The sequence below is a fragment of the Arthrobacter sp. UYP6 genome (assembly GCF_040547315.1).
Lineage (GTDB): Bacteria > Actinomycetota > Actinomycetes > Actinomycetales > Micrococcaceae > Arthrobacter_B.
This window is the reverse complement of sequence record NZ_JBEPPM010000010.1, coordinates 25,060-47,856: the sequence shown is the minus strand read 5'-3', so window position 1 is coordinate 47,856 and position 22,797 is coordinate 25,060. Positions and strand designations below refer to the sequence as shown.

Genomic DNA, 22,797 nt, shown 5'->3' with positions numbered 1-22,797 from the left:
CATGGGGAAGCAGCGTCGCAATGTGCCGGTAACCCTGAACGCCGATATGGGCGAGGCCGTGGGAATCCACAGCTTCGGCCATGACGAGGTGCTTCTGGAATTTGTAGACACCATCAACGTGGCCGGCGGAATGCATGCCGGTGACCCTTCGGCGATTTCCCACATTGTCACCCAAGCGATTGGGCGCGGGGTTACTGTCGGTGCGCACCCCGGGCTTCCCGATATCGCCGGTTTTGGACGAAGGGAAATGGTGCTCAATGCCGAGGAAGTTCGAGACCTGATCAGATACCAGACTGGAGCCGTAGCAGCGTTTGTAGAAGCGGCTGGGAGCAGGCTTCATCACATCAAGCCGCACGGCGCTCTTTTTGGAATGCTCTCCCGCGATGAAGAACTGATGGACGCGGCGTGCGATGTTGCACTTCAGTATGAGGTACCCGTTTTTGGATTGCCGGGGACGGCACACGAACGCGTCGCGCTTCGACGCGGCGTTCCGTTTGTTTCCGAGTTTTACGTCGATTTGGACTACAACGATGACGGAACGATCATCGTGAACCGCAGCGGGAGGATGCGCGCGGTTGAAGAAGTTGAAGAACGGGCCAGGCAGGCGCTCATCGAAGGAACAACCTTCAGCATTACCGGCAAGGAAATCGAAGTGCGGCCAGAGAGCTTTTGCGTCCATTCGGATGTACCCAACGCACCGGAAGTCGCAGCTGTCATTCGTCGTGTAGTTCAGCTAGCTGAATAGGGGAGCGCGGACTGCGGCTGTCCCGCGAGGTTCGCCGCACCCCTTTCTCCCTGCATAGACTGCTCCTGTCGGATGGGAGGATGGATGCGTGGCACATCTCGACGTATCCAACATTGACTATTTCCTCTCCGACGGCCGGCAGCTGCTCAACGGCGTCAGCTTCAAAGTGGGCGACGGGCACAAGACCGCCCTGATCGGTCCCAACGGGACCGGAAAGACCACTCTGCTGCGCATCATTGCCGAGGACATCAAGGCTGATGAGGGCACCGTATCCAAGTCCGGGTCCATGGGCATCATGCGCCAGTTCGTGGGCCAGGTCCGTGACGACAGCACGGTCCGGGACCTGCTGGTTTCCGCCGCCCCGCCGGCGCTCGCCGCCGCCGCCAAAGCCGTGGACGACGCCGAGATGGCCATGATGGAGCACGACGACGAACCCACCCAGATGCGCTATGCCACCGCCATTGCGGACTGGGGTGATGCCGGCGGCTACGAGCAGGAGACCGTCTGGGACGAAGTCACCATGGCCGCGCTCGGCATGCCCTTTGACCGCGCCCAGTACCGCAGGGCCTCCACCCTTTCCGGCGGAGAGCAGAAGCGCCTGGTCCTGGAGGCACTGTTTTCCGGTCCCGACGAGCTGCTGCTGCTGGATGAACCGGATAACTACCTGGACGTGCCCGGAAAGCGCTGGCTGGAAGCCAAATTGGCCGAATCCAAGAAGTCGGTGCTGTTCGTCAGCCACGACCGGGAGCTGCTGGACAACGCCGCCACCCGCATCGTCACCCTGGAGCCGGGCATCAACGGTGCCTCCGCCTGGATCCACGGCGGCGGCTTCAGCAGCTACGTCACGGCGCGCGAGGACCGCAATGCCCGGTTCGAGGAACTGCGCCGCCGCTGGGACGAGGAGCACCTGAAGCTCAAGGAACTCGTCAACATGTACAAGAACAAGGCCGCCTTCCGCTCCGACATGGCCAACCGCTACCAGGCCGCCCAGACCCGCCTGGCGAAGTTCCTCGAGGCAGGTCCACCCGAGGCGCTGCCCATCGAACAGAACGTGAAGATGCGACTGCGCGGCGGGCGGACCGCCAAGCGCGCCGTCGTCGCGCAGAAGCTGGAGCTGACCGGCCTCATGAAGCCCTTCAGCACCGAAATCTGGTTCGGCGACCGGGTGGGAGTGCTCGGCTCCAACGGATCCGGAAAGTCCCACTTCCTGCGGCTGCTGGCAGCCGGCGGCACGGATCCGGAGAAGGAACACGAACCGGTGTCCGAGGTGGAGATCGCTCCGGTCCCGCACGAGGGATCGGTGAAGCTCGGCGCCCGGATCCGGCCCGGCTTCTTCGCGCAGACCATGATGCGCCCGGACCTGCTGGGCAAGACCCTGCTGGACATCCTGCACCGTGGGGATGACCACCGTTCCGGTCTGGGCCGCGAGGCAGCCGCCGGAGCCCTGGACCGCTACGGCCTGGCCGCGTCCTCGGAGCAGAAGTACGATTCGCTCTCGGGCGGGCAGCAGGCACGGCTGCAGATTCTCCTGCTGGAACTTTCCGGCGCCACACTGCTGCTGCTGGATGAGCCCACTGACAACCTGGACCTGCACTCCGCCGAAGCCCTGGAAAAAGCGATCGACGCGTTCGAGGGCACCGTCCTGGCCGTCACTCACGACCGCTGGTTTGCCCGCAGCTTCGACCGGTTCCTGGTGTTTGGCTCCGACGGCTTGGTCTATGAGTCCCAGACTCCGGTCTGGGACGAGAAACGTGTTGTGCGGGCGCGATAAGAGACAATGGTGCCGTGACCGAAAAGAACCCGACTGACGCTGCCCTGCAAGACACCGTACTCAGCAAGGCACTTATCGCCGTTTTTGTGGTTTTCGGCCTCAACGGCCTGGTCTTCGCCAGCTGGGCTGCCCGCATTCCGGCCGCAGCCCAGGACCTCGGCATCGGGGCCGCCGGTGTGGGACTGCTGCTGCTCTTTTCGGCCATCGGCTCCGTGGCGGCACTTCCGCTGGCCGGGTCGGTGGCACAGCGGATCGGCACCGCCGGGACCGTGCGCGCCGGGGGAGTCACGACGTCGGCCGCCTCCCTGATCATCGCCGCGGGCCTGTATCTGGGGTCGATTCCGCTGACCGCAGCTGGCCTGCTGGTCTTCGGCGTCGGCATTGCCGGCTGGGATGTCGCGATGAACCTCGAGGGCTCGGACGTGGAACGCCGGCTGGGCCGGAATATCATGCCCAAATTCCATGCTGCGTTCTCCGGTGGTTCCTTTGTGGGCGCCCTGATTGGCGCCGGACTGTCGTCGCTCGGCGTCTCGCTGTCCCTGCACCTGCTGGCCATCCTCACCATTGTCTGCATTGTGGTGCTCATAGTGCCGCGCAACTTCCTGCAGGTTTCCCACGCGGTTCACCGCACCGATGCCGCCGGCGCGCCCGTGAAGCCTTCCCGCTTTGGCGCCTGGAAGGAAGGACGCACGCTGCTGATCGGCGTTGTGGTCCTGGGCGCCGCACTGACCGAGGGCGCCGCCAACGACTGGGTGGCCAAAGCGACCGTGGACGGGCTGGGAACCAGCGAATCCGCCGGTGCCGTCATGTTTGCGGTCTTTGTGGCCGCTATGACCCTCACTCGCTGGTTCGGCGCCCGGCTGATCGACCGGGTGGGCCGGGTGCCGGCGCTGCGGATGTGCATGAGCGCCTCCCTAGTGGGGCTGCTGCTCTTTGTCCTGGCGCCCAACCTCCCGCTGGCCGCCGTCGGCGCCGTGCTGTGGGGAATCGGGGCGGCGCTGGGCTTCCCTACGGGAATGTCCGCCGCCGGAGAGGACCCGGCACACGCTGCCGCCCGGGTCTCCGTGGTCTCCACCATCGGCTACTCCGCCTTCTTTGTGGGTCCGCCGGTGCTGGGCTTCCTCGGCGAACACTGGGGGATCCGCAATTCCCTGCTGGTGGTGGGAGCTGCCATGCTGCTGTCGATCATTTTTGCCCCGGCTGCCGCAGAGCAAAAACACGTGCCGGCCAAAATGTCTTGACCCGGTCCGGGCCCACGGACCCGCGGACCGGAACTGTCCGCAATGGGGGTTCCGGTGGCTTGGCGCACGGTCTACGTTCGGACGATGTTCATTTCCTCAACTCCTCCTTCGGGGCGCCCTGCCCCCGCCTCCGCGCTGATCCAGGCGCAGGGGGTCACTAAGGTCTATAAGTCCAAGTCGGGGCCGGTGCGCGCGTTGGACGGCTTGGATATTGCCGTGCCGGAAGGCACCGTCATGGCGCTGCTGGGTCCCAACGGCGCCGGGAAAACCACGGCCGTTAAGGTCCTCACCACCCTGATCAGGCCGGATGCCGGCACGCTCATGATCGATGGCATCGATGTGCTGCAGGAGCCCAAGGAAGTGCGGCGGATCATCGGTGTCTCGGGCCAGTACGCCGCAGTCGATGAGAATCTCACCGGCCAGGAAAACCTCCGGATGGTGGGCCGGCTCTACCATCTGCCCGCCAGGCAGGCACGGACTCGCGCGGCGGAACTGATCGACATGTTCGAACTCACGGACGCCGGCAACCGCCCGGTCAAGGGGTACTCGGGCGGTATGCGCCGGCGCCTGGACCTGGCCGGCGCGCTGGTGAACAGCCCGCGGGTCCTGTTCCTGGATGAACCCACCACCGGTCTGGATCCGCGCAGCCGCCTGGCCCTGTGGCAGGTCATCAAGGACCTGGTGGCGGGCGGAACCACGCTGCTGCTGACCACCCAGTACCTGGAGGAAGCGGACCAGCTCGCGGACAGCGTTGCAGTCATTGACCACGGCGTCGTTATTGCCGAGGGCACCTCGGACCAGCTGAAGTCCCGGATTGGCGGCCACAGCGTTGCGGTGGCACTGATGGACGGGAACGACGCCGATTCGGCACGGCGGATTCTTGCCCGCCACGGTTCGGGTGCACCGCACACCGCCGACGACGGCCGGACGCTGGAGGTGGCCGTCCAGAACGGCCCGGCGTCCCTGCAGCTGATTCTGGCTGACCTGCAGGCCCAGGAGATAGCGCTGCACGACGCCGGGATCCGTCGGCCCACGCTCGATGACGTGTTCCTGCAGCTCACCGGCCGCCCCGCCGAGGAAGAGCCGGAGCCACAGGCAGCCAAGGACACTGAAGGAGCCCGCCGATGAGCGCCGCAGCCGTACGAATTCCCGCCGCCGCCGGCGGCACATCAACCGCAGCCAACTGGGCCGCTGACGGCTGGACCGTCACCAAGCGCAACCTGATCAAAATCAAGCGCTCTCCGGACATGATCATCTTTGCCGTCCTTCAGCCCATCATGTTTGTGCTGCTGTTCAGCCAGGTCTACGGCGGATCGATTAACGTGGCCGGCACCGACTACACCCAGTACCTGATGGCCGGTATCTTCGCCCAAACGGTTGTCTTCGGATCCACGTTCTCCGGCGCCGCCATGGCGCAGGATCTGAAGGAAGGCATCATCGACCGGTTCCGCACCCTGCCCATGAGCCCTTCGGCGGTGCTGATCGGGCGGACCAACTCGGACCTGGCCCTCAACGGCATCTCCATGCTGATCATGATGGGCACCGGCCTGCTGGTGGGCTGGCGGGTCACCACCAATTTCCCCTCCTTCATGGCCGCCGTTGGACTGCTGCTGCTTTTCTCCTACGCCTTCAGCTGGGTCATGGCCCTGCTGGGCATGAGCGTCCGGACGCCGGAAACCATCAACAACGCCTCCTTCATCATCCTGTTCCCCATCACCTTCATTTCCAACGCTTTTGTGCAGAGTTCCACGCTGCCGGAGCCGCTGCGCACCTTCGCGGACTGGAACCCCGTCTCCGCCCTGGTGCAGGCAGTGCGGGAATTGTTCGGCAACCTGGGTACCACTCCGGTGCCCGACACCTGGCCGATGCAGCACGCCATTGCTACCGTTCTGATCGGATCGGCGGTGATGCTGCTGGTCTTTGTTCCGTTTGCCGTGCGGAAGTTTGCGTCGGTGAGCTCCAGGTAGGCCCGTCCGTTCCCTTGTGAGGACATCCCATGATCGAGGCACACGAACTCACTAAACGCTTTGGTGAGAAAACCGCCGTCGACGGCATCACCTTTTCTGTTCAGCCGGGTAAGGTGACCGGATTCCTGGGGCCTAACGGTGCCGGAAAATCCACCACCATGAGAATGGTTGTCGGCCTGGACCACCCCTCCGCCGGCACGGTGATTGTCAACGGGAAACCGTACGCCCGACACCGGGCACCTCTGCATGAAGTGGGTGCCCTGCTGGAGGCCAAGGCTGTCCATCCCAAGCGGACCGCCTACAACCACCTGCGGGCACTGGGCGCCACCGAAGGCATCTCCACCGCCCGCATCAATGAGGTTATTGAGCTGACAGGTCTCGGGCCGGCGGCAAAGAAGCGGGTGGGTGGTTTCTCCCTGGGCATGGGCCAGCGGCTGGGCATTGCGGCAGCACTGCTGGGAGACCCGCAGACCCTGATCCTGGATGAACCGGTCAATGGGCTGGATCCGGAGGGAGTGAAGTGGGTGCGGTTCCTGGTCCGGGGCCTGGCGGCCGAAGGCCGCACCGTTTTCATCTCCTCGCATTTGATGAGCGAAATGGCTGTCATGGCGGACCACCTGATTGTGATCGGCCGCGGCAGGATCCTGGCTGACGCCCCGATTGAGCAGGTCCTTGCCGGCAGCAATCAGGAACGCGTCCTGGTGCGCGCGGACGACGCCGGGGGGCTGGCGGCCGCCATCGGGTCCCCCGGGGTGGACGTGGAGAGGGCAGGGCCGGACGTCCTGCAGGTGGTTGGCCTGGCCGCCCGCACCATTGCCGAAGCGGCGCAGGCCCGCGGCATTCTCATCACCGAGCTCACCCCGCAGCAGGTATCCCTCGAGGACGCGTACATGGAGCTGACCCGCGGCGAGGTTGAATACCAGTCGCAGCAGATGAACCAGCCCACCGGATCCGCGCCGGCGCCGGAAGGACGGACCGCATGAGCACCTCCGCAGCTTCCCCCGCACCCCCGGCCGACAGGCCGGAATCCGGCCGCGTGACATTTCCCCGGGTCCTGCACTCGGAGTGGATCAAAACGGTCACGGTGCCCTCCAGCGTCATCCTTTTGGCCGTGAGTTTTGTGGTGATGGTTGGCCTGGGTGCCCTGGTTGCCTGGGGTACGGCCCAGCTGGTGAGTGACCCCGCCGCGGGCCCGCCCGGGGGATTCGATTCCTCCGTGCAGAGCCTGGCCTATGACGTCCCGGCGTCAGGGCTGCCCTTCGGGCAGCTGCTGATTGCTGCCCTGGCCGTGGTGCTGATGGCAAGTGAATACACCACCGGAATGATCCGCACCACCATGGTGGCCGTGCCGACCCGCACTCCTGCCCTTCTGGCCAAAACTCTTGTGATTGCAGTGGTTTCTTTTGTTGTGGGAGCCCTCTCGGCGTTTGCCGCGTATCTGGTGGCCCAGCCGATCCTGAACACGCAGGATCTGGGCTTTGGGCTGGACACTGAGTGGGTCCTGCCGTCCATTGTGAACACCGGATCGGTCCTGGCGCTGACTGCGATTATGGGTGTGGCCATCGGTGCCCTGCTGCGCAGCACCGCCGGGGGAGTGGTGACGCTAGTGGGTGCGCTGTTTGTCCTTCCGATCATTGCCAGCCTGCTGTCCGGGCTTGCGGACTGGGTAGACGATGCTGCTCGTTTCCTGCCGAGCAATGCTGCCATCCAACTCGTCGCGACGCGGATCCAGCCGGGCCAGTTCAACCAGGGCGAAGGCGGGCTGATCCTCGCCGGCTGGGCGCTGGTGCTCCTGGCTGCCGCCGTCGTCGTCCTCAAAAAACGGGACGTCTAAGCGCTGCCGCGGATATGACAAACTCAGGGTCATCCCTGAGTCATCCCCAAGGGGGACCCCGGAAAAGTCCTGAAATCATCCTCTGGTAGGGTCCTTGCAACCCGGCGGTCCCCTAGGGTGGGAGAACCCCAGCATCCACTTCCGCCCCAATGTGAGGATCACCATGATCGAGGCACTCGGCCTCTCGAAACGCTACGGCGCCAAAACGGCCGTCGATGACGTTTCCTTTACCGTCCAGCCGGGCAAGGTCACCGGCTTTCTAGGTCCCAACGGGGCCGGAAAATCCACCACCATGCGCATGATCGTCGGCCTGGACCGCCCTACTCACGGCAAAGTCCTGGTCAACGGCAAGCCGTACGCCCAGCACCGAGCCCCCCTTCGCGAGGTTGGGGCCCTTCTGGACGCGAAGGCAGTGCACACCAAGCGAAGCGCGTACAACCACCTGCGGGCGATGGCCGCCACACATGGCATTTCCACCAACCGCGTCAACGAGGTTATTGAACTCACCGGCCTGACTCCGGTGGCGAAAAAGCGCGTGGGCGGCTTCTCGCTCGGTATGGGCCAGCGGCTGGGCATTGCAGTGGCGCTGCTGGGGGATCCGCACACGGTCATCCTGGATGAACCGGTCAACGGGCTGGATCCCGAGGGTGTGCTCTGGGTGCGCCATCTGGCCCGGGGACTGGCCGCTGAAGGCCGCACAGTCTTCCTTTCCTCGCATCTTATGAGCGAAATGGCGCAAACCGCGGACCACCTCATCGTTATCGGCCGCGGCCGCATCATTGCAGATGCTCCCATCACGGAGATCATTGACGGAGGCAACAGGCATCGGACCCTGGTTCGGACCGATCAGCCCGATGAGCTGCGCCGGGAACTGGAGAACCGCGAAACCACGTTCACACAGCTGGAACCGGACCTGCTGGAAGTCACCGGCAGGGATCCGCGCAGCATTGCCGAGGCCGCCCTGGCCCGGCAAATCCTGATTTATGAACTGACGCCCCGGCAGGTTTCCCTTGAGGATGCCTATATGGAACTGACCCGCCACGACGTCGAATACCGGTCCCAGGACCTGCCGCTGGATCCCGTTCCTGCGGGAACCGTCTCCGGGAAGGGGAACTAGAACCGTGAGCACCGCTACAACAACCCATAAGCACACCGCATCTCAGCAGGCCGCGGCGGCCGGCTCCGGACTGAACTTTTCCCGGATCCTGAAGTCCGAATGGATCAAGGTCACTACGGTCCCCTCCACCGTGATCCTCCTGGCGATCACCGTGGTGGTGATGGTTGGGCTGGCGGCCCTGGGCGCCTGGCAGATCGTTTCCATCCTGGACATGATTGGCTCCTCGGACTCGCCCGAGGATGCAATGGCCTTCGGTGATCCGCAGATCTTCCGTGAGATGGTGACCGAAATTCCTGCCAGCGGCCTGTTTTTCGGACAGCTGCTGATCGCCTCCCTGGCCGTGGTGCTGATCGCCTCGGAGTGGGGCACAGGCATGATCCGCTCCACTTTCAGCGCCGTACCCAAGCGAATCCCTGCACTGCTGGCCAAGGCCCTGATCCTTGCCGTGATCTCCTTTGTCATTGGGGCCGGCGCCGCGTTCATTTCCTTCTTCGTAGCTCAGCCGATCCTGAGCAGCGGCGACCTCAACCTCGCGATGGGCGACGAAGGTGTGCTCGCCAGCATCCTGAACACCGGCACTTGTCTGGCGCTGATAGCCGTGTTCTCCATGGCGATTGGCACGCTGCTGCGCAACACTGCCGGGGGAGTGGTGACCGCGATTGGCATCATCTTTGTGCTGCCGCTGGTGGTCCAGCTTGTCGGAGGTATCGCCGACTGGATTCCTGACGCTGCACGTTTCCTGCCGAGCAACGCCGGAACCCAGCTGGTGATGGCCAATGCCACCGCCGAGGGCGACCTGACCCAGCTCCAGGGCGGGCTCGTCCTAGCCGCCTGGGCCGCCGCGCTGCTCATCATCTCCCTGATCGTCACCAAGCGCCGCGACGTCTAGGGACCCCATCCTTCGGGCAGGGAGGCCGCGGAAGAACGGCCGCAGCCTCCTTCCCGGAACCCTTTGCGGGACATCGAAACTCCTCCACAGCGGGGAGTTTCCGTGTTTAACCGGCCGGTTTTGCATGGTTTCTGACAGCTATTACGCTCGCAGAGCCGGCTCTGGTTGAATCGGAGTATGTCTGATGCAGCGGATCACATCCATGACCTTGGCGCCTTTGTCAGCGCCTCCCCCTCCAGCTTCCATGCGGCCCGCGAGGGCGCGAGCCGCCTCACGGCGGCCGGTTTCACCGAACTCAGCGAGGACCGGCACTGGCCGGTCGAGCCCGGAAAGTACCTGGTGGTTCGGGACGGAGCTCTCATCGCCTGGGTCGTTCCGGCGGAGGCAGGCCGCGGAACGGGTTTCTCCATTCTGGGCACCCACACCGATTCGCCGTCCTTCAAGCTCAAGCCGCGTCCCACCACCGGGCGGCTGGGCTGGCTGCAGGCCGGTGTGGAGGTTTACGGCGGGCCGCTGCTGAACTCCTGGCTGGACCGTGAGCTGCAGCTGGCCGGCCGGCTGGTGACCCTCGACGGCGAGGAACACCTCGTGGAAACCGGCCCACTGATGCGTTTCCCGCAGCTGGCCATCCACCTGGACCGGGCCGTGAATGAGGGCCTAAAGCTGGATAAACAGCAGCACATGAACCCGGTCTGGGGGCTGGGGGACCCCTCGGCCGCTGACCTGCTGGAACTGCTGGCCGCCCGCGCCGGACTCTCCGCGGAGGACGTTGGCGGGTATGACATTGTCGCTGCGGATACCCAGGAGCCGCGGACCTTCGGCGCCGAGAATGAGTTCTTCGCCTCGGGACGGCTGGACAACCTGTCCTCGGTCCACGCCGGACTGGCGGCCCTGATCGCCGCCGCGGAGAAGAAGACGGACGGTTCCATCGCCGTGCTGGCTGCTTTTGACCACGAGGAGGTGGGCAGCGGAAGCCGCTCCGGAGCCGCGGGGCCGTTCCTGGAAGACGTCCTGAAGCGGATCTCCGGCGGGCTGGGTGCCTCGGACCTGGACCGGCAGCAGGCCTTCGCTGCGTCCTTCTGTATTTCCGCCGACGCCGGACACGCAGTCCATCCGAATTATGCCGAACGCCACGATCCGGCCAACCATCCGGTGCTCAACGGTGGTCCGCTGCTGAAGATCAATGCCAACCAGCGGTACACCACGGATGCCCCCGGTGCTGCCCGCTGGGCCCGGCTGTGCCGGCAGGCCGGCATTCCGTACCAGGAGTTCGTCTCGCACAACTCAATGCCCTGCGGCTCCACGATCGGGCCGCTGACGGCTACCCGCCTGGGTATCCGCACAGTGGACGTTGGCATTCCGCTGCTGTCCATGCATTCCGCCCGTGAGATGGCCGGCGTGCAGGATCCCTTCTACCTGGCCCGGGTGAGCGAAGTGTTCTTCACCGGGTAAAGGTTCGCCACGGACGGGATGCCGGTGCCGGCGGGAGCGTCAGAATCACCTGCCGGTGTCCGGTAGACTAGTTAAGTCTGTGCTGTCGGCCTTGCCGACGCTTTTCCTGCCCCCTGGTCACCCAGGGCCGGCGGGACGACAACGCAAAAGAACCTCCTGTTACGGAAATGCCGTGACCGTATAGCCCAAAGGAGGTGGGTTCACAAATGCGTGCTTATGAACTGATGGTTATCATCGACCCCGAGGTAGAAGAGCGTACAGTCGAGCCTTCGCTCGACAAGTTCCTCAATGTTGTCCGCAACGATGGTGGAACCATCGACAAGGTGGACATCTGGGGCCGTCGCCGCCTCGCCTACGAAATCCAGAAGAAGGCTGAAGGCATCTACGCAGTGGTTAACTTCACCGCGACGCCTGCTGCTGCTGCTGAGCTTGACCGCCAGCTGAGCCTGAACGAGACCATCATGCGCACCAAGATCATCCGCCCGGAAGAGCAGAAGATCTCGAAGAAGGATGCCAAGAAGGCCGCAAAGGCTGAAGCTGCAAAGGTTTCCGCAGAGTAGTTTCTGCAAACCAAACCGATATCAGGAGGCAACATGGCAGGCGAGACAACTATTACCGTCGTCGGCAACCTAACGAATGATCCGGAACTCCGGTTCACGCCGTCAGGTTCGGCAGTGGCTAACTTCACCATTGCCTCGACTCCGCGGACCTTCGACCGCACGTCAAATGACTGGAAGGACGGCGAAACGCTGTTCCTCCGCGCATCTGTCTGGCGCGAAGCTGCTGAGAACGTGGCCGAATCCCTGACCAAGGGGACGCGTGTTGTGTGCCAGGGCCGCCTGAAGTCGCGTTCGTATGAAACCAAAGAAGGCGAAAAGCGCACCGTGATGGAGCTTGAGGTCGATGAAATCGGCCCCTCGCTCCGGTACGCCTCCGCAAAGGTCACCCGCACCCAGCGCTCCGGCGGCGGTGGCGGCGGCTTTGGCGGTAACAGCGGAAACTCCGGGAATGGCGGCTTCGGCGGCAATTCCAACCCTGCATGGGGCGGAGGCCAGCAGCAGCCTCAGGCTGCACCGGCCGAAGATCCCTGGGGTGCTCCGGCAGGCGGCGGCAACGCCGGCGGTTGGGGTAACGGACCGGATTCCAACGATCCGCCCTTCTAAATCTCCACCGAAGAGCGGCGCCTCCCTTCACAGGGAACGTGCATCTCTTCACCCTGCGCCTCCGGGTGCAACCTCAGACGGCATTCGCCGTCGAGCCCATCCCGTGGAATGATCCACGGGCTCCACTAGACATAAGGAGCTCCACGATGGCTAAGGCTGAACTTCGCAAGCCCAAACCAAAGTCCAATCCCTTGAAGGCCGCTGACATCACTGTCATCGACTACAAGGACGTAGCATTGCTGCGCAAGTTCATTTCCGACCGCGGAAAGATCCGCGCTCGTCGCGTAACTGGCGTAACCGTGCAGGAACAGCGCAAAATTGCACAGGCAATCAAGAATGCCCGTGAAGTTGCTCTCCTGCCGTACTCCGGCGCTGGCCGCGGCTAAAGGAAAGGAACCTAACTCATGGCAAAGCTCATTCTGACCCACGAAGTAACCGGTCTCGGCGCTGCCGGCGACGTCATCGAGGTAAAGGACGGTTACGCACGTAACTTCCTGCTGCCCCGCGGTTTCGCTCTGACCTGGACCAAGGGTGGCGAGAAGCAGGTTGAGTCCATCAAGGCTGCCCGCGCCGCCCGCGAGCACGCTTCCTTGGAAGATGCTCAGAAGCAGGCTGCTGCACTCTCCGCCAAGCCGGTCACGCTGACCGTCAAGGCCGGCGAGTCCGGACGCCTCTTCGGTACCGTCAAGCCCGCCGATGTTGCCGCTGCTGTTGAAGCTGCCGGTCTCGGCGCCATCGACAAGCGCAAGGTTGAACTGCCGACGCACATCAAGTCGGTTGGTTCCTTCCAGGCCAACGTCCGTCTGCATGACGACGTCGCTGCTGTCATCGACCTCAACGTCGTAGCCAGCTAGCACGGTCACTGATACGCCTTTGAGCGTATCCGGCTGATGCGCCCTCCGCCCTTAGTGGCGGGGGGCGCTTTTGCGTCTCTGGAGGGCACACAAGCGGTTACAGCAGGTCCAGTGGGCTCCTTGTGGATATCAGCTGTGGAAAATCCCCCCAAACCCGGGGATAACTCCCCTCCATAGGCGTGTTTCCGGCATCTGTCAACCTGTAGGTATGGGCTGAATGTTGGGAAAAATTACTAGATATACACAGGTGTGGATGAACGTTTACGCACGTCAGAGCCATATTGGACTCAGAATCAATAGTTTATCCACACCCTTATACCCAACCTGTGCACAAGACACGCCCAGTTATGAACATCTTGTCCACAGGGGCTGTGGATAACTCGTTTGGGAGGAGGCGGATTCGCGACTACGGTTGCGGGTGAATCCCTTCTGCTCGACTCCGTGCCCGTTACCGGGCAGGTGTCGATGTACCGGCGGCCGCCGCACCTCAAAGTGTCACCGCGGCGGGATAGAACTGAATCAGCTGCCCACCGGGCAGGGATCGCACCACAGCAGTACCTTGGGAAAGGGATAAACAGTGTCGCTCACGCATACTGACTCACCGGTATCGAGCTCGGGCTCCGACTTCACACGGACGCCCCCGCAGGATTTGGTTGCCGAGCAGTCCGTCCTGGGCGGCATGATGCTTTCTAAGGACGCCATCGCCGACGTTGTCGAGGTGCTGCGTGGAATCGACTTCTACCGTCCGGCCCACGAATCCATTTTCGAAGCCATCATCGATCTTTACGGCCGCGGCGAACCGGCTGACGCCGTCACCGTCTCCGATGAACTGACCAAGCGCGGCGAGATCGGCCGCATCGGCGGCCCGGCCTATCTGCACACGCTGATCCAGTCGGTGCCCACCGCCGCAAACGCCGGCTTCTATGCGGAGATTGTCCGCGAACGCGCCGTCCTTCGCCGGCTCGTGGATGCCGGCACCAAGATTGTCCAGCTGGGCTACTCCAGCGACGGCATGGAAGTGGATGACATCGTCAACGCCGCTCAGGCCGAGGTGTACGCCGTGGCGGAACGCCGTACGGCAGAGGACTACGTTCCGCTGAAGGACATCATTGAGGGCACGGTGGATGAGATTGAATCCGCCGGCCACCGCGGCGAAGGCATGACCGGCGTGCCGACCGGCTTCTATGAACTCGACGAACTAACCCAGGGACTGCACCCCGGCCAGATGATCGTTATCGCCGCCCGTCCCGCCGTTGGAAAGTCCACCTTCGCCCTGGACTTTGCCCGCTCCGCGGCAATCAAGAACAATATGACCACTGTCTTTTTCTCGCTGGAAATGGGCCGCAACGAAATTGCCATGCGCCTGCTCTCCGCTGAGGCGACCATCGGACTGCAGGACCTTCGCAAGGGAACCATCAAGGACGAACAGTGGGGCAAGATCGCCACCACCATGGGGCGGATGAACGACGCTCCACTGTTCATTGACGACAGTCCGAACATGTCGCTGATGGAAATCCGGGCCAAGTGCCGGCGACTGAAGCAGCGTCACGGCCTCAAACTGGTGGTGTTGGATTACCTGCAGCTGATGTCCTCAGGCAAAAAGGTGGAGTCCCGCCAGCAGGAAGTCTCGGAGTTCTCCCGCGCCTTGAAACTACTCGCGAAGGAGCTTGAGGTTCCGGTTATTGCCCTCTCGCAGTTGAACCGTGGTTCCGAGCAGCGCACCGACAAAAAGCCCATGATCTCCGACCTGCGTGAATCAGGCTCTATTGAGCAGGACGCCGACATGGTGATCCTGCTGCACCGCGAGGACATCTATGACAAGGAATCCCCGCGCGCCGGCGAGGCCGATGTGATTGTGGCCAAGCACCGTAACGGCCCCACCAAGACCATCACCGTGGGATTCCAGGGACACTATTCCCGCTTCTCCAACATGGCGGTGGAGGGCGGCTCGGGCTTCTAGGTTCCCGGCGACTAGAATTGGTGCTGCCGGTCTGCGCCTTCATGGTCCGTCACGGCCGCTTCCCCTGAACAGCCGTATCCAAGGAGTCCCGTGCCCACGTCAAAGCCCCGCAAGAAGGCAGCCGCCAAGAAGAAGCAGGCCCGCCGCACCGAGCACGAGACCAACCTGCTCTTCGCCAACACTGAAAGCTTTGTCAGCGACGAAGGGGAGGCGCTGCTCACGGCCCGCGGCTGGATCAGCGAGCGGAGCCAGCCCGGCGGCGCCGACCAGGGCGATGCCTGGTACTGGATGCCCTCGCAGCTGTCCGCCTACCTGGAGGAAGGTGAGCCGGTGCCAACCTCCGTCTTCCCGCTGGAGACCGGATTCGTGAGCCAGCTGGCGACGCCGGACGGCTCCGTTCCGCCCGAGGCCCAGACCGAGTACGGGTCCCTCGAAGAACTGGAAGCGGACCTGGAACGGCTGGAGGCCTACCGTGTTCCGCAGGAGGCGTGGACCGTTCTCGGCGGCGGCCCCGGACCGGAGGAAACCCCCGCTGACCTCATTGACAGCATCGCCGAGGAATGGGAACTGGTCGCCGAGCTGATCCACTTCCCCTACAGCAGCGAACCGGGACCCCGCTCCTTTGAAGAAGTGGTTCGGGCCCGCGCTGAAGGCCGCCTTACGGACTACGCCTACCGGTCAGTCCTTGCTGGCCGCGGCCAGCCGTCCGACCCCGCACTGACCACCGAGGCCCGCACCGATCCGGACGGCTGATCCTTTGGGGTTGCTCCTGCATCGCCCGGCAGCATGGCCTTTGTAGCGGTGCCTGGCGCCGCTACAGCCCGGAACCCGGCGTGGGTGTGGCGTCCCGGTCCCTGCTGGAGGCCAGCTGCCAGGGAACGCTGGCCACCATGATGCCCGGCTCAAAGTGCAGGCGGGCCTTAATCCGCAGGGCTGTTTGGTTGTGCACCAGCTGCTCCCACCAGCGCCCCACCACGTACTCGGGGATATAGACCACAAAGAGCTCGCGGGGAGCGTGCCGCCGGGCCTCGCGCAGATACGTAAGCACGGGGGACACAGTCTCGCGGTACGGGGAAGACAGAACGGTCAGCGGTACCGGGATCTGCATCCGCTCCCACTGCTCCATCACCCGCTTGGTGTCCTCGGGGTCGATATCCACAATGATGGCGTTCAGGCTCGAAGGACGCGATGCCCGGGCATAGGCAAGCGCCCGGAGAGCCGGTTTGTGGACCTTGGACACCAGGATCACGGCATTGACCCGTGAGGGCAGCGCAAGGCCCTGCGCACCGTCATCCACGGCCAGCTCCCGGGCCACTGAGTCATAGTGCGAACGGATAGAGAACATCAGCAGATACAGCCCGGCCATGGCCAGCAGGGCAATCCAGGCGCCGTGGGTGAACTTCGTGACCAGGACGATGGCCAGGACCAGCGCCGTCATGCCGAATCCCACGGCATTGATGACCCGGGAACGTTTCATTCTGTGCCGCGCGTCGCGGTCTCGTTCCGTGCGCAGCCGTGCTGTCCAGTGCCGGATCATGCCGAACTGGCTGGCGGTGAATGAGACGAACACCCCCACAATGTAGAGCTGGATCAGGCGCGTGACGTCGGCATCAAAAACGAGAATCAGGACCAGCGCGCCCACGCCAAGGGCCACGATGCCGTTGCTGAACGCGAGCCGGTCCCCGCGGGTGCGCATCTGCCGCGGCAGGAAACCGTCCTTGGCAAGGATGGAGGCCAGCACGGGGAATCCGTTGAAAGCGGTGTTTGAGGCGAAGACCAGGATCAGGCCGGTGGCGGCGATCACGATGTAGAAGGGCAGGCTGCCGTCGCCAAAGATGGTCTCCGCGAGTTGGCTGATGACCGGGTGCTGCACATATTCAGGGCCCACCGGGCTGCCGTTGAAGGTCAGCTGGGTGGTCGGATCCTGGACCACACGGACATCGGTGGCGGTGGCCAGCGCCAGAATGCCCGCCAGCATCGCCGCGGATATTCCGCCCAGAAGCAGCAGTGTGCTGGCCGCGTTGGTGCTCTTGGGCTTGCGGAAGGTGGGAACTCCGTTGCTGATGGCTTCCACCCCGGTCAGGGCCGCCGCACCCGAGGAGAAGGCGCGCAGCAGCAGGAACGCTCCGGCCAATCCCACCAGCCCGCTGTCCAGTCCCGATTCCGGCACCAGATCAAAGCCGGCCGACGGGGCCTGGGCCAGGTTGCCGGTGGCCGCCTGGAAGGCGCCAATGGCACACATACCCAGCACCGAGGCCATGAAGACATAGGTGGGGACAGCAAACACTGCTCCGGCCTCCCGGATGCCGCGCAGGTTGACCAGGACCAGAACAGCCACGCCGACGGCGGCAACGGGTGCCTGCTGTCCGTTCAGGGCAGGAACCGCTGTCACTAAATAGTGGGAGGCGGAGGACATGGATACGGCGACCGTCAGCACGTAGTCCACCAGTAGCGCCGAAGCAACAGTCAGCCCGGCCGGCTTACCCAGATTGGTGCTGGCAATTTCATAGTCACCGCCGCCGGAAGGATAGGCATGCACGTTCTGCCGGTAGGAGGCCACCACTGTGAGGAGGACGACAATAACAGCCAGTCCGACCCAGGGTGAGAGCGTCACCGCAGTGACGCCGGCCAGCGCCAGGGTCAGCAGAATTTCGTCCGGGGCGTAAGCCGCAGACGAGAGGGCGTCGGAAGCGTAGACCGGCAGCGCGATGCGCTTGGGAAGCAGGGTGTGCGCCAGCCGTTCGTTGCCGTAGGGTCGCCCGACCAGAATGCGTTTGAGCGCATTGAAGAATGTGAGCACGAGGTCAAACCCTAGACCCGCCGGTGGGTGCTGTCCACAAGGGGTGCTGTCCGTGACCTCCGACACGGCTCTCTGCGCGTCCGGTGGGCAGGAGCCCCTCTATAGCAGGCATGTGACTGGATTTTGGGGGCCACGCCACACGATGGTGTGATCGATACCTATTTGTTATCTAGCGGGACTTGTTTTAGCGTGGTTAACGGTTCGGAAAACGGACCCCGCCGGGTATCGAACTCCCGGTATGGAGGCTAGCACCGTTCCAGGTGCAGCCGCAGAACGCTCGGTGCCTCGAGCCACCACACGTCGCCACATCGTCAGGCACCGGAACCATGACCTCTAAGTCAAGGGGTTGGCGACGGCGTTGCGAAGCCCTGGGAAGGGTGGAACGCAGGTGGGCCCTGGGAGCAGCTCATCCACATGACCAAGTCTAAGATCAGCCGAAACGTTCGCCGCGGACTCGCTATTGCAGCAATCTCCGGTGCGGGCGTTGCCCTGACCGCAGTACCGTCCCAGGCCGCTGACGCGAGCACCTGGGATGCACTTGCACAGTGTGAAAGCGGCGGTAACTGGAGCACCAGCACGGGGAACGGATTCTCCGGCGGGCTTCAGTTCACCCCGGAGACCTGGGCTGCCTTTGGCGGCACCGGCGATCCCACGTCCGCCAGCCGTGAACAGCAGATTGCTGTGGCCGAGAATGTACTCGCCGGCCAGGGCTGGGGCGCCTGGCCTGCCTGCTCCGCCAAGCTCGGCCTGTCCGGCGGTGCCACCGGTTCGGTGAGCACCCAGAGCCAGACCACCGTTCCGGAGCAGACCCAGCAGTACACCGCTCCGGAAACCACTCAGGAATACGTTGCTGAGGCTCCGGTACAGGAAGCTGAGGCTCCGGTACAGGAAATCGTTCCCGCCGAGACCTACACCGTGCCTGAAGCCCCGGCTGCCCCCGAGGTTACCGTGCCGCAGACGCAGGTGCTGCCCGAGGCGCAGGTCCAGCAGACCGCGCCTGTGCAGACCACTGCGCCAGCCGTGAGCGGTGAGACCTACACCATCCAGGCCGGCGACACGCTCTCCAGCATCGCGGAGAAGCTGGGCATTGAAGGCGGCTGGGAGGCCCTCTACAACGCCAATGTTGGCACGGTTATCCATCAGGATCTGATCTTCACCGGCCAGGTTCTGCAGCTGCCGGCCTAACGACGGGCTACAGCGGATCTGCAGCACAACCGCGGAACGGAAATTAAGTGTGCAGGCGCCCCGCCATCGGCGGGGCGCCTGCCGCGTTAACGCAGCTGCCGTTCAACCGCCGGCCACGGACTGCAAGACCAGGACTTCGCAGCCCGGGGGCACCGCGCTGGCCAGGCCGTCCAGGGTGCGCAGTTCCTCACCGTCGATGTACACGTTCACGTACCGGCGCAGCCGCCCCGCCTCGTCCCGGATCCGGCGCTCAAGCCGCGGATAGTCAGTGGCCAGCCCGTCCAGGAGCGCGCCGGCCGTCAGCCCCGGGTCCGCAGGGCGGACCAGCTCGCGGTGTCCTCCGGCTACGGCTGACAGCGCAGCGGGCAGAACCATGCGCACCGGGTCGGCGGCCATCAGAGTGCTCCGGCCGGCACAATGGCCGCCCGTACGCACAGCACGTCGGGGAGGTTGCCGGCAACCAAGGAAAAAGTGTTCCCCTCGTCTGCGCTGCCGAAGACCTGTCCACCCCGGGTACCGAAATACACACCGGCAGGCTCGGTGCTGTCCACCGCGGCGGCGTCGCGGAGCACGGCATTGAAATCCGTTTCGGGGAGCCCTTCGTCGAGCCGCGTCCACGAATCTCCGGCGTCTGTGCTGCGGTACACCGCCAGATGCCCCTCCGGGGCAATGCGCTCACCGTCGGCCTTCAGCGGGATGGTCCAAATGGTGCCGGAACGGGTGGGATGCGCCAGCATGACGAAACCAAAATCGGCTGGCAGCCCCTCGGCAATGGAGGTCCAGGAATCACCGGAGTCGTCGGTGCGGTACACGCCGTGGTGGTTTTGGGCATACAGGCGCCGGACGTCGCCGGCGTCCCGGGCCACCTTGTGCACGCACTGGCCGTACTCCGGGTTGGGGTCGGGCAGGAAGTACGCGCTGATGCCGGTGTTGCGCGGGGCCCAGGACTCTCCGCCGTCGTCCGTGCGGTAGACGCCGGCGGCGCTGATCGCCACGTGCACGGTGTCATCATCCGGACTGGGCAGCACGGTGTGCGCGGCGGCGCCGCCAAAACCGGCACCCCAGCCGCTGCGGTGCGGATGGTCCCAGAAAGGCTGGTTCATCTCGAAGTGCTCGCCGCCGTCGATGGACTTCCACACGGAGATGGGTTCGGCGCCGGCCCAGACCACCCCGGGCCGCCCGGTGCTGTCCGGCTGCAGCTGCCAGACCCGGGCGAGCGCCTCTCCGGTGTCTGCCGGAAACCGGACGGCGCCGTCCTCCGGCTCGCTCCAGGTCTGCCCCAGGTCATCGGAATGGACCACGCATGGTCCCCAGTGCCAGTTCATGATGCCGGCGAGAATCCGCGGAACTGCCCCCCTGGTGTCAATCGCCACAGAGGCAACTTCATCCATCAGGAAATGCGGCCCCTCAACGTTCCATGTGCGCCGTTCTGTGCTGGTCGCCAGCCACAGGCCCTTGCGCGTGCCGATGGCCAGGACAGCGGTGTCCCCTTCATTCATGCAGGTATTCGACCACGGGTACAAGGTGTAGGCAAGGTCCGCCGGAAATTTCCGGCGTGGAAATACCGGCTTCCGTCCGGTAGGTATGGAATATGTCTTTCGAGTTTCCGTTCGGGTGTGTGGCCCGATGATCTACATCGACCCGCCGCTGTGGCCGGCCCACGGCACGATGTTCTCCCACCTGGTCTCCGACACGTCGCTGGCCGAGCTGCATGGCTTTGCGGCTGCTGCAGGAATTGCGGCCCGCGCCTTCGACCTGGACCACTATGACGTGCCGGTGCGCCGCTACCGCGATCTGGTGGTCGGGGGAGCCGTGGAGGTTGACGGCGGTACGCTGGTGCGCCTGCTGATCCGCAGCGGCCTGCGGGTCAAGGCGCGCGAACGCAGCGCATCACTGGTGCATCCGCTGCTGGCGCGCTGGGAGGCGCTGCTGCCCGGCGCCCGCGGGATCGGGGCTGAGCTGCTCAACCGCTGGGGAGAACCGCACCGCCGGTATCACGACCGCCGCCACCTGCTTGCTGTCCTGGAGGCAGCGGAGCTGCTCTCGACGGGACCGCCGCCGAGAACGGTGCTGCTGGCCGCCTGGTTCCACGACGCCGTGTACCGCGGAACCGCCGACGACGAGGAGAGCTCTGCTGTGCTTGCCGGCACCCTGCTCGGCGAGGCCGGGAGTCCGGATCGTGAGATCCGCGAGGTCCAGCGCCTGGTCCGGCTGACGGCAGGACACCGGCCGGAGCCGGAAGACGCCGCCGGAGCACTGCTCTGCGACGCAGACCTGTCTGTTTTGGGCCGGAGCCCCGAAGCCTACCGCCGCTACCTCGCCGATGTCCGGCACGAGTACGCACATCTGGACGACGACTCCTTCGCCGCAGGCCGCCGCCGTGTGGTGGCACAGCTCCTGGCGTTGGACCCACTGTTTTCCTCCCCTGCCGCCCGCGACCGCTGGGGCGAGCAGGCGCGCAGTAATCTGCTGTCCGAAGTGGTGCTTCCACAACGGACCTGAGCCGGTTTGGGCCTAGAGTTTGAGGGTGCAAAAGGGGACAGCAGGAGCGGACGGCAACGCGGATCAGCCCTGGGCCGGGCATCCGAAGGGCAGCCGTGGCTACCGCGGCGTGCAGGTTGGCCTGGCCGCGGCGGGCATGGCAACCTTCGCGCAGCTCTACTCAGTGCAGGGTGTCCTGCCCGGGATGGCCAGGGACCTGGACATCAGCGCCTCGTCGGCCGCACTGGCGGTCTCGGCGGCAACTCTGGGCCTGGCCGCCGCCGTCATTCCCTGGTCCGCCGCAGCAGACCGTTTTGGCCGGCTGCCGGTGATGCGACTGGCAGTTATCGCCGCCGTCGTGCTGGGACTGCTGGTCCCGTTCAGTCCGGACCTGCCGGTGCTGCTGATACTGAGGTTCGCCGAAGGCGCAGCGATGGGCGGAATCCCCGCCGTCGCCCTGGCCTACCTCAGCCAGGAAGTTTCCCGGGTCCATGCCGCCGTCGCCGCCGGCAGCTACGTCTCGGGTACCACGATCGGCGGTTTGGCCGGGCGCATCGTCGCCGCCCCGGTGGCCGACGCCGCCAACTGGCGGATCGGCGTGGGCGCTGTCAGTCTCCTGGCCGCGGGAGCCGCCGTCGTCTTCATGCTGACCGCACCGAAACAGCAGGGTTTCTCGGCGCTGCGCCGCTCCGATCCGGGGCCCGGGCTTGGCGGGCGGCTGCTGCTGAACCTGCGCGATCCGCGGCAGGTCAGCCTATATCTGCAGGGGTTCCTGCTGATGGGCGGATTCGTGGCGGTGTACAACTACTTGGGCTTCCGGCTGGGCGGTGCGCCGTTCTGGCTGCCGCAAAGCGTGGCCAGCTTCCTGTTCCTGGCCTACCTTGCCGGCACCTGGTCCTCGCGGGCAGCGGGGACCCTGGCCGGCCGGCTGTCCGCTCGCGGGGGCCGCAGGACGGTGCTGCTGGTTTCGATCGCCGTCATGGCTGCAGGACTTGCCCTGACGCTCGCAACCTGGCTGCCCGCGGTGATCGCCGGGCTGGTGGTGTTCACGGCCGGATTCTTCGCTGCACACTCCATTGCCTCCGGCTGGGCTCCGTTTCTGGCGACGACGGGGCGGGCCCAGTCCTCGTCGCTGTACAACCTCTTCTACTATGTGGGCTCGAGCGTGCTGGGCTGGGTGGGCGGCATCTTTTTCCAGAACTGGGGATGGGCCGGGCTGAGTGCCTTTGTGGGGGTGCTGATGATTCTGGCTGCCGCCGTGGCCACAACCGTGCTGGCGTCGAACTCCGGCACGCTTCCGGCGCGGCTTACGCTCCGGCCGGACCGTAAGCTGTGAAG

General features: G+C 64.7%; 22 protein-coding genes. 19 read left to right on the top strand and 3 right to left on the bottom strand.

The window, feature by feature from the left end:
• Position 1: 1 nt before the first annotated feature.
• The 16 genes from ABIB35_RS10045 (at position 2) to ABIB35_RS09970 (ending at position 15,746) form a co-directional block, all read left to right on the top strand.
• On the top strand, positions 2-745 hold the full coding sequence (locus ABIB35_RS10045; RefSeq protein ID WP_354181057.1) for a LamB/YcsF family protein: 744 nt from the start codon (positions 2-4) through the stop codon (positions 743-745).
• An 88-nt stretch (positions 746-833) separates the two neighbouring features.
• Positions 834-2,516 carry an ABC-F family ATP-binding cassette domain-containing protein gene (locus ABIB35_RS10040; RefSeq protein ID WP_354181055.1) on the top strand — a complete coding sequence of 561 codons (1,683 nt, stop codon included), beginning with the start codon at positions 834-836 and terminating at the stop codon, positions 2,514-2,516.
• Positions 2,517-2,530: 14 nt separating this feature from the next.
• Entirely contained in the window at positions 2,531-3,757 is a 1,227-nt protein-coding gene (locus ABIB35_RS10035) for an MFS transporter (protein ID WP_354181054.1), read from the top strand.
• A gap of 84 nt (positions 3,758-3,841) precedes the next feature.
• Positions 3,842-4,885, top strand: coding sequence for an ATP-binding cassette domain-containing protein (locus tag ABIB35_RS10030; protein WP_354181052.1), 1,044 nt, complete (start codon positions 3,842-3,844; stop codon positions 4,883-4,885).
• The gene (locus tag ABIB35_RS10025; protein ID WP_354181050.1) at positions 4,882-5,724 is read left to right on the top strand and encodes an ABC transporter permease; all 843 of its coding nucleotides are present in this window, start codon (positions 4,882-4,884) and stop codon (positions 5,722-5,724) included. The genes ABIB35_RS10030 and ABIB35_RS10025 overlap by 4 nt, the downstream gene beginning before the upstream one ends.
• 29 nt (positions 5,725-5,753) lie before the next feature.
• A complete protein-coding gene (locus ABIB35_RS10020; protein WP_354181049.1) occupies positions 5,754-6,707 on the top strand; it encodes an ABC transporter ATP-binding protein in 954 nt (317 codons plus the stop codon).
• Positions 6,704-7,558: an ABC-2 transporter permease gene (locus ABIB35_RS10015; RefSeq protein ID WP_354181047.1), complete on the top strand. Its 855-nt coding sequence runs from the start codon at positions 6,704-6,706 to the stop codon at positions 7,556-7,558. The genes ABIB35_RS10020 and ABIB35_RS10015 overlap by 4 nt, the downstream gene beginning before the upstream one ends.
• A gap of 163 nt (positions 7,559-7,721) precedes the next feature.
• Positions 7,722-8,675, top strand: a complete 954-nt coding sequence (locus ABIB35_RS10010) for an ABC transporter ATP-binding protein (RefSeq protein ID WP_354181045.1) — start codon at positions 7,722-7,724, stop codon at positions 8,673-8,675.
• 4 nt (positions 8,676-8,679) lie between these two features.
• The gene (locus ABIB35_RS10005) at positions 8,680-9,564 is read left to right on the top strand and encodes an ABC transporter permease (protein WP_354181043.1); all 885 of its coding nucleotides are present in this window, start codon (positions 8,680-8,682) and stop codon (positions 9,562-9,564) included.
• 177 nt (positions 9,565-9,741) lie between these two features.
• On the top strand, positions 9,742-11,016 hold the full coding sequence (locus ABIB35_RS10000) for a M18 family aminopeptidase (protein WP_354181042.1): 1,275 nt from the start codon (positions 9,742-9,744) through the stop codon (positions 11,014-11,016).
• Positions 11,017-11,222: 206 nt separating this feature from the next.
• Positions 11,223-11,576: a 30S ribosomal protein S6 gene (rpsF, locus tag ABIB35_RS09995; RefSeq protein ID WP_152220935.1), complete on the top strand. Its 354-nt coding sequence runs from the start codon at positions 11,223-11,225 to the stop codon at positions 11,574-11,576.
• Positions 11,577-11,609: 33 nt separating this feature from the next.
• Complete coding sequence (locus tag ABIB35_RS09990; RefSeq protein WP_354181039.1) at positions 11,610-12,179, top strand: single-stranded DNA-binding protein; 570 nt, start codon at positions 11,610-11,612, stop codon at positions 12,177-12,179.
• 146 nt (positions 12,180-12,325) lie between these two features.
• The gene (gene rpsR / locus ABIB35_RS09985) at positions 12,326-12,565 is read left to right on the top strand and encodes a 30S ribosomal protein S18 (protein WP_003800144.1); all 240 of its coding nucleotides are present in this window, start codon (positions 12,326-12,328) and stop codon (positions 12,563-12,565) included.
• A gap of 18 nt (positions 12,566-12,583) precedes the next feature.
• Positions 12,584-13,033: a 50S ribosomal protein L9 gene (rplI, locus tag ABIB35_RS09980; protein ID WP_354181038.1), complete on the top strand. Its 450-nt coding sequence runs from the start codon at positions 12,584-12,586 to the stop codon at positions 13,031-13,033.
• A 577-nt stretch (positions 13,034-13,610) separates the two neighbouring features.
• Positions 13,611-14,993: a replicative DNA helicase gene (dnaB, locus tag ABIB35_RS09975; protein ID WP_354181037.1), complete on the top strand. Its 1,383-nt coding sequence runs from the start codon at positions 13,611-13,613 to the stop codon at positions 14,991-14,993.
• A gap of 90 nt (positions 14,994-15,083) precedes the next feature.
• On the top strand, positions 15,084-15,746 hold the full coding sequence (locus ABIB35_RS09970; protein WP_354181035.1) for a hypothetical protein: 663 nt from the start codon (positions 15,084-15,086) through the stop codon (positions 15,744-15,746).
• A 61-nt stretch (positions 15,747-15,807) separates the two neighbouring features.
• Here ABIB35_RS09970 and ABIB35_RS09965 read toward each other — a convergent pair whose 3' ends face one another.
• The gene (locus ABIB35_RS09965; RefSeq protein WP_354181033.1) at positions 15,808-17,793 is read right to left on the bottom strand and encodes an APC family permease; all 1,986 of its coding nucleotides are present in this window, start codon (positions 17,791-17,793) and stop codon (positions 15,808-15,810) included.
• Between the two features lie 414 nt (positions 17,794-18,207).
• Here ABIB35_RS09965 and ABIB35_RS09960 point away from each other — a divergent pair, with 414 nt between their 5' ends.
• Complete coding sequence (locus tag ABIB35_RS09960; protein ID WP_354181031.1) at positions 18,208-18,978, top strand: transglycosylase family protein; 771 nt, start codon at positions 18,208-18,210, stop codon at positions 18,976-18,978.
• Positions 18,979-19,080: 102 nt separating this feature from the next.
• On the opposite strand, the gene ABIB35_RS09955 is transcribed toward ABIB35_RS09960, so the two are convergent.
• A complete protein-coding gene (locus tag ABIB35_RS09955; protein ID WP_354181029.1) occupies positions 19,081-19,374 on the bottom strand; it encodes a MoaD/ThiS family protein in 294 nt (97 codons plus the stop codon).
• Complete coding sequence (locus tag ABIB35_RS09950) at positions 19,374-20,477, bottom strand: WD40/YVTN/BNR-like repeat-containing protein (RefSeq protein ID WP_354181027.1); 1,104 nt, start codon at positions 20,475-20,477, stop codon at positions 19,374-19,376. The genes ABIB35_RS09955 and ABIB35_RS09950 overlap by 1 nt, the downstream gene beginning before the upstream one ends.
• Before the next feature lie 127 nt (positions 20,478-20,604).
• Here ABIB35_RS09950 and ABIB35_RS09945 point away from each other — a divergent pair, with 127 nt between their 5' ends.
• Together ABIB35_RS09945 and ABIB35_RS09940 are read left to right on the top strand one after the other, a co-directional pair.
• Entirely contained in the window at positions 20,605-21,480 is an 876-nt protein-coding gene (locus tag ABIB35_RS09945) for a DUF4031 domain-containing protein (RefSeq protein WP_354181025.1), read from the top strand.
• 25 nt (positions 21,481-21,505) lie between these two features.
• Positions 21,506-22,795 carry an MFS transporter gene (locus ABIB35_RS09940; RefSeq protein WP_354181023.1) on the top strand — a complete coding sequence of 430 codons (1,290 nt, stop codon included), beginning with the start codon at positions 21,506-21,508 and terminating at the stop codon, positions 22,793-22,795.
• The last annotated feature ends 2 nt before the right edge of the window (positions 22,796-22,797 follow it).